The 2098-nt window shown below is 62.4% G+C and carries 2 protein-coding genes; both read right to left on the bottom strand.

Annotated elements, in window-relative coordinates:
* Positions 1-1651 (bottom strand): recombinase family protein (locus FXV83_RS41785; RefSeq protein ID WP_148745819.1); only part of this gene is annotated, 1651 nt, incomplete at its 3' end.
* Positions 1652-1791: 140 nt separating this feature from the next.
* The coding region (locus tag FXV83_RS41780) for a ribbon-helix-helix protein, CopG family (RefSeq protein ID WP_148745818.1) at positions 1792-2098 on the bottom strand (307 nt) is incomplete at its 5' end.

Below are 2098 nucleotides of genomic sequence, written 5' to 3'. Positions count from 1 at the left end.
CTGAACGCAAAAGATAACTTTGCTGTGGAGGAGCGGCCACGGAACTATCGGTAGCGCCGGGGGCCTTTCCACCCGGAGGGGTGGGTGAGAGGGGGATGGAGTGGCGGATGACGATCTTGTCGTCGCCAACGAGGACTTCCTTCACGAGAAGGCGCAGCACGCGTCGGCGTTCGATTATATCGAGCGCGCCGACGGACGAGCGCAGGCGGTCGAGGAAGCTCGTCACGGATTCGGCGAGACGTAGACAAACTTCCTGCTCCTTCGATTGGTCTTCGATCGCTTGCAGCTCCAACAGGCAAGCCTGTTCGCGGCTGCGCAAATCGGGCATGCGACTGCGCAGCTCTTCAAGTGAGAGAAGGCTCTCCTGATAGGCCGTGAGGAGGCGCTCAATGCTTTTCCGGGAGCGCGCAAGATCGCGGCGAAGCGTTTCCTCCCGGCGCTGTGTGGGATCGGCGTTGCGCGCCGCCTTGAGCCGGCGCTCAAGTTCGTCTTCGATGAGGCGTCGGTCTTCCAGTAAACGCGTGATCTCTTTCCATACCACCTCGTCCAGCAAATCCTGGCGCATCGGGCGACTGTCGCAGACCGGCCCGCCGAGCCGGCGCCAGCCATCCGAGCCCAAGCAGCGGTAGTAATGGATGGTTCGAGCGCTCGACCTGGTGGAGGTGCGATAGAGCCCATAGCCGCATTTGGCGCAGCTCAACAATCCTTGCAGGGCGCTCGGGGTGATCGTGCGTCGCGGGGCATGCTTCTTGTTGGCTTCCAAAAGCTCGTTCGCCAATGCAAAGGTCTCTTCGCTGATGATGGTCGGCACAGGGATTTCGATCCACTCTGTGCGAGGAAGCTCATGATTGGCGCTGTTGCGAGGCGCGACGCCGCCGCGCAATCGCAACGGCCGCGTCACACGCATGCGCGGCGCGATCCGCGTCTTGCCAAAGCAGGCCGTTCCTTTATACGCGGGATTGCGCAGCATCGCCCAGACCGTCGAGCGCTCCCAGCGGCCTGTTTCTTTGGCTGTCGGAATCTGGCGCTCATTGAGCAGGCGCGTGATGGCGCCGATGCTGTGGTTTTTTGCGGTGTAAAGCTCGTAGACCCAGCGCACGACACCGGCCTGTCGCTCGTCGATCTCATAATAGGCGGCAGAGTGATCGGTCTTGCGCTTGTAGCGATAGCCAAACGGAGCGCCGGAAAGCACGCTCACTTGGCCTTGAAGGGCGCGATGGCGCTTCCCTCGCCGCGACCGCTCCAGGATTTGCGCGCGTTCATATTCGGCGATCATGCCCTGAAACTGCAGCAGCAGCTCGTCTTCCGGCGTCGCCGCCCGTCTCGAGCGAATGAACACGACCTCGACGCCGGCGCGCGCGAACTCTTCGATAAGAAGGATTTGATGCGCATAGCGCCGGCTCAGCCGATCGGGAGCGTAGACGAGCACGGCTTGGATCCGCCCTTCTGCGGCGAGATCGCGCAGTCGTTCAAGCCCGGGGCGCAACAAGCTCGCGCCGCTATAGCCGTCGTCTTCGATCACCCATTCCGCCGGCACGTCGCAGTTCTGCTCGCGGGCGAAAGCGATCAGCGCGCTCGTCTGACTGGCGATCGTGTTCTCCTCCTTCTGTTTGTCCGACGACACTCTGGCGTAAATCGCGGCGGTTTTCATCTTCGCCTCCCGTCACATCGGCGCCGGCGCGCGCAAAGCGCACCTGATCTGGAACGAGAATTTCGTAAACCTGTTCAAGTTTGACGGCGACGAGGCGATCGAACGCAAATTCGAGACGAACGTCGCGCTGTTTTCGCCGCTCAGCCATCTTCGCGGACAGACGCGAGATAAGCGGCCACCGCTCGGCGCATCACCTCGCTTGCCGAAAGCCTGGAAGCCGCCGCATGCGCCTGGAGTTTTTGGGCGAGATCGGCCGGCATCTTCAGGGAGAGCGTCACAGACGGCTGCGGCGCGGAAAGGAGCGGCTCCTTCCTTTTGGCCACTTCGAGATAGCGATAGGCTTGCCGCAGCGACAAGCCGCTTTCGCGCGACAGCGCCAAGGCCGCCTCCGCCATGCCGATTTTCTTCGCGAGCAAGCGTCGCGCCGCCCTCAGCCGTTCGGCCTTC

The organism is Bradyrhizobium hipponense, assembly GCF_008123965.1.
GTDB lineage: Bacteria > Pseudomonadota > Alphaproteobacteria > Rhizobiales > Xanthobacteraceae > Bradyrhizobium > Bradyrhizobium hipponense.
This window is presented reverse-complemented; position numbering and strand designations above follow the sequence as displayed.